This window comes from Bradyrhizobium sp. 197 (assembly GCF_023073375.1).
Taxonomy (GTDB): domain Bacteria; phylum Pseudomonadota; class Alphaproteobacteria; order Rhizobiales; family Xanthobacteraceae; genus Bradyrhizobium.
On sequence record NZ_JADPJJ010000024.1, the window covers coordinates 196438 to 205318 of the forward strand.

At 63.3% G+C, this 8881-nt stretch carries 6 protein-coding genes; 2 read left to right on the forward strand and 4 right to left on the reverse strand.

All coding sequences use genetic code 11. The features are described from left to right. Positions 1-20 precede the first annotated feature (20 nt). The 4 genes from IVB27_RS06315 to IVB27_RS06330 form a co-directional block, all read right to left on the reverse strand. Positions 21-650 carry a hypothetical protein gene (locus IVB27_RS06315; RefSeq protein ID WP_247442188.1) on the reverse strand — a complete coding sequence of 210 codons (630 nt, stop codon included), beginning with the start codon at positions 648-650 and terminating at the stop codon, positions 21-23. Beyond that, on the reverse strand, positions 647-1690 hold the full coding sequence (locus IVB27_RS06320; protein ID WP_247442189.1) for a TAXI family TRAP transporter solute-binding subunit: 1044 nt from the start codon (positions 1688-1690) through the stop codon (positions 647-649). Before IVB27_RS06320 ends, IVB27_RS06315 begins: the two co-directional genes overlap by 4 nt. A gap of 49 nt (positions 1691-1739) precedes the next feature. Next, complete coding sequence (locus tag IVB27_RS06325; RefSeq protein WP_247442191.1) at positions 1740-3380, reverse strand: coiled-coil domain-containing protein; 1641 nt, start codon at positions 3378-3380, stop codon at positions 1740-1742. A gap of 453 nt (positions 3381-3833) precedes the next feature. Next, on the reverse strand, positions 3834-5903 hold the full coding sequence (locus tag IVB27_RS06330; protein ID WP_247442193.1) for a prolyl oligopeptidase family serine peptidase: 2070 nt from the start codon (positions 5901-5903) through the stop codon (positions 3834-3836). Between the two features lie 208 nt (positions 5904-6111). Here IVB27_RS06330 and IVB27_RS06335 point away from each other — a divergent pair, with 208 nt between their 5' ends. Together IVB27_RS06335 and IVB27_RS06340 are read left to right on the forward strand one after the other, a co-directional pair. After that, complete coding sequence (locus IVB27_RS06335) at positions 6112-7359, forward strand: MFS transporter (RefSeq protein WP_247442195.1); 1248 nt, start codon at positions 6112-6114, stop codon at positions 7357-7359. A 140-nt stretch (positions 7360-7499) separates the two neighbouring features. Then, positions 7500-8738 carry an MFS transporter gene (locus tag IVB27_RS06340; protein ID WP_247442196.1) on the forward strand — a complete coding sequence of 413 codons (1239 nt, stop codon included), beginning with the start codon at positions 7500-7502 and terminating at the stop codon, positions 8736-8738. Positions 8739-8881 lie beyond the last annotated feature (143 nt).

Sequence of the window (8881 nt, forward strand, 5' to 3'; positions counted from 1 at the left end):
TTCTCCCCGCTCCATGACCATCACCCTCCTGGTCTGGCGACGCTATGTGGCCATTTGCACGCAGCCGCCATTTTTTCACGCACGTTCTTGAATCCGCCGAGCCGGAACTGTCCCTCTTGCACTGCGCCGGTGCGGCTGGAAAGACGCACAATGATGCTACCGTCATCGGGCAATGACTTCAGCAATTGCACGGCATCGCCTCCCAAAGCGATTCCAGACCCGAACGACGGCGAGGCGGCCGCAAGTTGAATTGGCGGATCCGCATTGAGTCGATAAGAGACAGCATATTCGTGGGCGCCGCGTGAGAGCGCCGGTCCCGCGATCATGACTTCCGTGCGACCTTTGCGGCAGTGGATCGCGAGTTGCATCGCGGCGCCGTTCGGGCCGCTGACAGAAGAGGTAGTGGCGGTGACGACCGGTGAATAGTCGACCGGCGATGTGGTCTCGCTGACCAGCCAGCTATCATCCGTCCCGCGCCGTCCAGGCGGTGGGCTCCTAGGTGATAAATCTTGCACACACTCCAGCTGCGCTGATCCCTTCGTCGCCGAACATGCCCCAAGTGTTTCCATGGAATCGCTCGTGCTTTGCGCGTACGCGATTCCGCAGGCAATGTTGAAGGCGACGGCGAGTGGAGGAGCAGCAGCCTTCATGGCGGCGCCTGTGCGCTGCGCGCTTTGCGGTCTAGCCATTCCTGCGCGGCTTGGAAGCGGGCGAGACCGGGGACGGTTGCCGCGAGATTGATCGACCGCCATTTCGGGTCAAAGCCCGGCGCCTGCAGGCGATCGACGCGCGAGAACAGGTACTCGACAAGGCGCGCCACGCGTTGATAGCGGTTCGAGCGCGGCGGCCAGTTGAACGCAACAAGTGCTGTCGGCACCGCGATGGTCGAGACCCGCTCACCCTGCTTGATCAGATTGGGGTACTCATTTGCGTCCAAGGTCGCGGGCAGATAATAGTCCTCGAACTTCCTGTCGTAATGGACAGGGAGAAACTTGAAGCCCGCCTCCCAGCGGCCGCGCACGAAGGCGTCGACGGGTTTCGATGTGATGAACACGACGGCCGACATCTCTCCTTTGCGCATCTGCTCCAGGGCAACTTGATGCGGAATGAACGCCTTGTCGATCTCGATGCCGAGACGGCTAAAGATCAGCGGTCCTGAATAGGCGGCTGCGGTGCCCTGGGTATTGAAGTTCACTTTCTTGCCGGCAAGATCCTGCAGGCTTGTGATCTCCGGTCGCACGAAAATGTGCAGCTCAGACGGGAAAAGATTGAGCAGATAAGTGATGCGACTTTGGATCTGCGGTACCTGAAGCTTGTATTCATCGAGCGCGTCGGAATTGATGATGGCGGTATCGACACCACGCAAATAGAGCAGCGCATTAAGATTGTCGGTAGCGCCTCGAGTGACGATCGGGAGCAGATGCAGGTCTGCACCGTCGTCAACGACCCGGGCCATTTCTGCGGCGAGACGGATCGGCGCGCCCTCGAGCAGGCCGCCGGCAAGGCCGACCGTCCAGGCGTTCATTCGGTCTTTTTCGTTCACTTGCGGGAGTGGCCGTCGGACGAATTGTGCATCGCCCGTGGAGTTTTTCCCAGTTTGTGCTTTCAGGCAGGCCGGCTGAAGCAGAATGGCCATTGGCACCAGCGCGGTGACCAGCAGCAGCAAGAGTGACCTTGGCACCTTGTTCATGTCGTTCCCTTCTCGATCGCCATCGCTGCCTTTCGTTCTGCAACAAGACTCAGGGATGCAACGCATCCAGCCGTTCCTTGGCCTCGCGAATGCCGCCTCTCTGTGCCTTGGCGTAGAGTTCTCGCGCCTTGATCGCTTCGCTGCGCGTTCCATAGGTACCCCAGGCCGACAAAACCGCAGGATCATATGTTTCGGCGAGCATGAAACTTGCTCGTGCAATGTCCTTCTCAACCGCGAGCTCAAGCACAATTCGCGCTGCACCAATATTTCCCTGATCGAGCAATTCCCTGGCGCGGGGGATCAATCTGGCCTCCACCTCGTTTTGCTCTGAAACTATCAGCGGCTCCGCTGAGGTCACTTTCACGTTCTGCGTCGTCGGCAAGAGCGAGCCTGCAGGTGGTTGCTCCGGGCCGCGCTCATTGGGGCGCCCCGCCGATGCGAGGTCCCTCTCCCTGGCGTCAGCCCTGCTCCGCTCCTGTTGCAGCGACTGCCGCAAATCGGCGATCTCTCGGCCCGCTGCCTGTTCCTGCTGCGAGGCCGCATCGGCCGCCTCACGCAATTGCACGTTTCGGCTTTCGATTTCACGGCGCATTTCGGTAAGCTTACTCGCCAGCGCAGCGGCGTGCGCTCTGGCTTCTTCGAGTGCGCGGCGTTGTTGTTCGGCGTCGGCCGTTACCGCTCGCGCCGCTTTGTCCTCTGCGATCAGGACGGCGCTCCTTTCCCGTTCCTGCTGCAGGGACTGCCGCAATTCCGCGATCTCCTGTCCCTTTAGATCGCTTTTTAGATCGCTTTGCTCAGCTGCCGCACCATCCGGCGTGAGCGGTCCGCGAGGTATTCCGGCAAGTTCACTCGCGAGTGCCGCGGCGCGTGACTGTGCCTCGTGGCGTTGTTGCACAGCGGTCGCGGTCGCTGCTTGCGCGGCGTTCACCTGCTTGTCGAGCACGGCGCTCCTGTCCCGCTCCTTCTCCAGTGACCATCGCAGTTCTGCGATGTCCTGAGCCACCGCATCTCTCTGCTGCGCAGCGACAGCCTCCGCGTCGCGCGATCGTTGGTTCCGCGTCTCGATCTCGCGGCGGGTTCCGGCGAGTTCGTCCACGAGCGCGGCGCTGTGAGCTTGCTCCTGTTGAAGCGATTGCCGCAGCTGCTCCGTGGCCATTTCAGCCGCCTGCGTGCGCTGGACCGCCTCGTCAAGCTCTTTGCGCGCCCCGGTCAGTTCGCTGGCGCGTGGATCACTGCGGGGAGAATCGTCGACGAGCTGCTGCCGGCCCGTGCTTGCCGGCACCGCCAACACCGGGGCTCCAATCGTTTCTGGCTGAGGTGCTGCTTGCGAATTGGTCGCGATTTCCGCCTGCCGACCGAGGCTGACGACACTTTCGCCGTCGATGCGCGTCGCGTCCTGAACCGTTCGCGCGTTGAATGGCTCGAACACACCGAGCAGGGTTGCTCCCACGAAGATTGCGAGGATCAAGATCACAGCCGCCGCGAGCGAACTGCCTGACGGCTCATCCTCTGGATCGACATCCTCGGTTGCGGGATACCAATGGGTCGGCGCGATGTCGATCGGAGAGCCGTCCGTCCAAACCCATCTGCCCTCCTCGCACGACCAGTGGGCGGCCTCAACAGCCCCGGCCGCATCTTCCACCCAGATGTCTTCTCCGTTCCTCGGCGCAATATCAATTGGGCGGCGCATGCATCACGCCTCTTTCAATAACAACTACAATGGCGTGATTAATCGGCCTGGTCGCATGGTTTTGGTACTCATCGAATTAATTAATGTCATAGAATAAATAAGATAGCTGAATTAAATATATAACACATAATTTTAACGAAAAATCAAATTAAATTCTCCGCCGCTCCGGCTCGCCGCGCGGGGTAGGGCTATCGCGTATGGGCGAGGACGGAGAGGAGGAAGTCGTTATTCCACCTCGCCTGCAGCAGCGGTGCAATATGCGATTCCCCCTATGCCTGCGGGGGAGGGCTGGGAAAAGGGGGGTTCCGCAACGGGGTACCCCCTAGAGGATAAAACCCTCACCAGGCGCGCGGGACGATGCTTCGCATCGCCCGGGACGCGCCGACCTCTCCCGCAACCGGGAGAGATGCACCACTTGCTGGGCGGCGGGCGTTGAACTCGGGCAAGAGGCGATCACGCCTCGCCGTCCTCCCACCCGATCTTGTTCTTCAAGAACCGGAAGCCGAGCACCTCGAAGCCGGCGCGCTCCTTGTTGTCCTTGCCGTAGCCGTGGCCGCCTGCTTCCGGTTCGTAGAACCAGGCTTCATAACCCATCGCCTGGAGCTTTGCCGCCATCTTGCGCGCATGCCCGGGATGGACGCGGTCGTCGCGCCGCGTGGTGGCGATCAGGATCGGCGGATAGGGCTGGCCGGCTTTGACGTTGTGATAGGCGGAGTACGTCTTCAGCCAGTCCCACTCCTCCGGCTTGTCAGGATCGCCATATTCCGCGATCCAGCTCGCGCCGGCGAGCAGCTTTGTGTAGCGGCGCATGTCGATCAGCGGGATCGTGCAGAACAGCGCGCCGAAACGTTCGGGGTATCGCACCAGCATGTTGGTGATGAGGATGCCGCCGTTCGATCCGCCCTGCGCGGCGATGCGCTTCGCCTTGGTCACGCCACGGCGGACGAGATCCGCGGCGACCGCGGCGAAATCGTCGTGCGACAGTTTCTTGCCGGCGAGCCGGCCGGCATCGTGCCAGCGTGTGCCGAATTCGCCGCCGCCGCGCAAATTCGCCTGCACCGTCGTGCCGCCGCGCTCCAGCCACAGCTTGCCGAGCGATGCGTTGTAATATGGCTTCACCGATAGCCCGAAGCCGCCATAGGCGCTCATATAGACCGGCGCATCGCCGCTCTCGCCGGCGGGGCCGGTCTGGACATAGGGAATGCGCTCGCCGTCGATCGAGATCGCCTCGTGCTGGGTCACCACGAGTCCGTCGGCGGCGAACGTCCTCGGCGCCTGCTTCAACACAATCGGGCTCGCGGCGCCGCGCTCCATCAGCAGCAGCGACGGTGGCGTCAGGGGATCCTGCACATTGGCGAGCAGGTCGCCATTGCTCTCGGAGGGATGGCGGTCCAGTGGCCAGATGTCGACGACGCCGATCTGCGGCAGGCCGCCGAGTGACCCGCGGCTCCAGCTCGTGGCGGACGGCGTGCATATCTCGAATTGCGGCTGGAGTTCGTCGAGGATCGACAGTACCAGTCTGCCCCCGGCCCAGAACAGACCTTGCAGGGCGCGGCGAGGCTCCGGCTCGAACAGGACCGCGAAATCGCGGCTGCCGGCAAGGAATGCCGAGAGCGACATGCCGAGCACGGTGTCGGCGGCATAGGTTCTCCCCTCGATCGACCAGGCTTCGCGCAGCTTCATCGCGAACCAGTCGCCATGTGCCTGCATCCAGATGCCGGTCGGCAGGTCGAGCTTCGTCGTCGTGCCGTCTGCATCCCGCAGCCAGATCGTATGATTGAAGAAGTCGATCTGGTCGACGAACCAGCTGCGTGGGACCGCGGCGGTGTCGTCGGCTATGCCGGACATGGCCATATGATCGGCCGTGGTCTCGATCATCATCTGCGCCTGATCGACAGACTGGCCGCGCCGCCACAGGCGAACCGTCCGCGAATATCCCGAACTCGTCGCCATGCCTTCGCCATGGGCGCTCGACAGCAGCAGCGTGTCGGCATCGAGCCAATCGGCGCCGCCCTTGGCTTCCGGCAGCGCAAATCCGTCCTCAACGAAACTCTTGGTGTCGATGTCGAATTCGCGCAAGGTGACGGCGTCGCTGCCACCGCGCGACAGGCTCAAAATCGCCCGCGAGTTTCCCGGCTGTGTGGTGATGCCGCTCAGCAGCCAGTCCTCGCCTGCGCGCGCGGCGAGCTGGTCGACATCCAGCATGATCTCCCACGCTGGATGCGGCTTGCGAAACTCTGCAAGCGAAGTCCGCCGCCACAGGCCGCGCGGGTTGGTCGCGTCCTTCCAGAGATTGTGCAGATCTTTGCCGCGCCGGCTCACATAGGGAATGTTGTCGGGGCGATCGTAGATCGCCGCGAGGATGTCGCGATCGCGCTCGAAGGCCTTTCCACCAAATGCGTCGAGCGTCAGGCTGTTCTGCCGCGCGACGAAATCGAGCGCCAGCTTGCCCTCGATCTCCTCCAGCCACAGCCAGGGATCGTCGTCGGGAGCGCTGAGCGTAGGCCTGTCGTCGACGGACATGAACGAAACTCCTGAGATCGCGGCGGATAGGATTTGATCGAGCGCAAGCCGTCAAGAGCGCGGCCCATTATCATCGGCCCGATTGCGTCAGAGGCATGGCCTGCGCCCGTTTGCACCGGTTGCCCGCCCTCGCGCGCCCCGCCATAGTGCCTGGAATCAACAGGGTCCCTTGAAAGCCCCGTGAAAGCCTCTTGGGGCGGAAATGCCGATGTTAGACGTGACTGCAGCCGATGAGATCGCCGCCGACGCGCGCGTGCGCGCCAATGTGGTGCGCCTTGCCGCCGCTCAGGCGCTGACCGGCGCCAATTCGGCGGTGATCTTCGCCACCGGCTCGATCGTCGGTGCGACGCTCGCACCCGACATGTCGCTCGCGACCGTGCCACTGTCGATGTATGTGCTGGGGCTTGCGGCCGGCACCTTGCCGACCGGCGCGATCTCGCGCCGCTTCGGTCGCCGCTGGGCGTTCATCATCGGCACGGGTCTGGGTACGCTCACCGGCCTGCTCGGCTCGTTCGCGATCCTGCACGCCTCGTTCGCGCTGTTCTGTGTCGCAACCTTCCTCGGCGGTCTCTACGGCGCGGTGGCGCAATCCTATCGCTTCGCCGCCGCGGACGGCGCCAGCGCGGCGTACCGGCCCAAGGCGGTGTCCTGGGTGATGGCGGGCGGCGTGTTCGCCGGCGTGCTCGGTCCGCAGCTCGTGCAATGGACCATGGACGTCTGGCAGCCTTATCTGTTCGCCTTCAGCTTCCTGGTGCAGGCCGCGGTCGCGCTGGTCGCGATGGGCATCGTCGCCGGAGTCGACATGCCGAAGCCGGCGCCGGCCGATCTGCACGGCGGGCGGCCGCTGCTCGATATCGTGACCCAGCCACGCTTCATCGCGGCGGCGCTGTGCGGCGTCATCTCCTACCCCATGATGAATCTGGTGATGACCTCGGCGCCGCTCGCCATGAAGTTGTGCGGCTTGAGCCTTTCCGATTCCAATTTCGGTATTCAATGGCACATCGTCGCCATGTACGGGCCGAGCTTCTTCACGGGCGCGCTGATCGCGCGCTTCGGCGCGCCGAAGGTCGTTGCCGCCGGCCTGCTGCTGGAGGCCGGTGCGGCCGGCATCGGCCTGTCCGGCATCACCGCAATGCATTTCTGGGCGACGCTGATCGTGCTCGGTGTGGGGTGGAATTTCTCCTTCATCGGTGCCTCCGCGCTGGTGCTGGAGACGCACCGGCCGCAGGAACGCAACAAGGTGCAGGCCTTCAACGATTTTCTGGTGTTCGGCATGATGGCGATCGGCTCGTTCTCGTCCGGCCAATTGCTCGCCAATTACGGCTGGTCCGCGGTGAACATGGTGGTGTTCCCACCGGTGCTGCTCGGCCTCGCCGTGCTTTCGTTCGCCTCCTTTGCCCGCCGCCGCAAGGCGCGGCTGGACGCTGCCATGGGTGAGTTCCCGGATGCGATTTAAGGTGGCAGGAGACTGTCAGCAGCGTTGATAGTTCGCCCCGGGTCGAAGTGATTTTCGGGGCTTGGGTTGTTACATGATGCTCGTCATGAACAGGCGGGCGTGAAGCACGGCGCTCGCGGGGAAACAAAGGACAAGCGCAAATGCTCGACAATCCCCGGCACGACGCATCCATCGACGAATCCTCTCTTCGCTACGAAGGCTGGCCCATCGTCGCGGTCTGCTTCCTGCTCGCGACTTTCGGCTGGGGCCTCGGCTTCTACGGCCAGAGCGTCTATGTCGCCGAGCTCCAGCGCGCGCACGGCTGGTCGGCCTCGCTGATCTCATCCGGCACGACGTTCTTCTATCTGTTCGGCGCGCTGCTCGTCGTTTTCGTCGGTGAGGCCGTCAACAAGTACGGGCCGCGCCTCGGCCTGATCGCGGGCACGCTGGCGATGTCGGTCGCAGCGGTCGCGATCGGCGCGGTGCGCGAGCCGTGGCAGCTTTATCTCGCGAACGCCGTGCTCGCCTTCGGTTGGGCCGGAACCAGTTTGGCGATGATCACCAACACGATCAGCCTGTGGTTCGACCAGAAGCGCGGCATGGCGATCAGCCTGGCGCTGAACGGCGCAAGCTTCGGCGGCATCGTCGGCGTGCCGCTGCTGGTGACCTTGATCGGTCATATCGGCTTCGCCAGCGCGATGTTCACCGTCGCCGGCGCCATGCTGGCGCTGCTCGTGCCGGTGATCCTGATTGTCGTCGGCCGTCCGCCCGATCTCCATGGTCGGCGTGCAGCGACGAAAGCAAAGCCGCAATCGTCGGCGCAGATCCGCGCCGGGGCGTTGCGCGACGTCGGCTTTCTCACCGTGACGGTCGCGTTCGCGCTGGTGCTGTTCGCGCAGGTCGGCTTCATCGTCCACCTGATCTCGTTTCTCGATCCCGTGATCGGACGCGAGCGCGCCGCTGTGGCCGTCGCGGTGCTGACGGCGATGGCGGTGATCGGCCGGGTGCTGTTCTCGCTGGTGATCGACCGCCTCAACCAGCGGCTTGCGTCCGCGCTGTCGTTCCTGAGCCAGGCCGTGGCGCTTCTCGTCGTCATCAATTTGCACAATGATTACGTGCTGATCGCCGCCTGCGCGTTGTTCGGCTTCTCCGTCGGCAATCTCATCACGCTGCCGTCGCTGATCGTGCAGCAGGAATTCGACTCCGCCTCGTTCGGCGTGCTGATCAGCCTCAACACCGCGATCAACCAGGTGACCTATGCGTTCGGCCCCGGCGTGGTCGGCTTCCTGCGCGACTTTTCGGGCGGCTATGCGCTTCCGTTCTATCTCTGCATCGCGCTGGAGGTGGTGGCGGCGGCGTTGATCATGGTGCGCGGGAGACCGCATGTGAAGACGACGTAGGGCCCGACAGCGTCTCTACACACCCTGTCATTGCGAGCGCAGCGGTAACTGCCCAGGTGGCCGTTTGTATTCTCTTGACTGACCACATGTGTTTGTGAGTCAAGGTATGGGTGACGCCGCCAAATTCCTCATTGTCTGTGGAT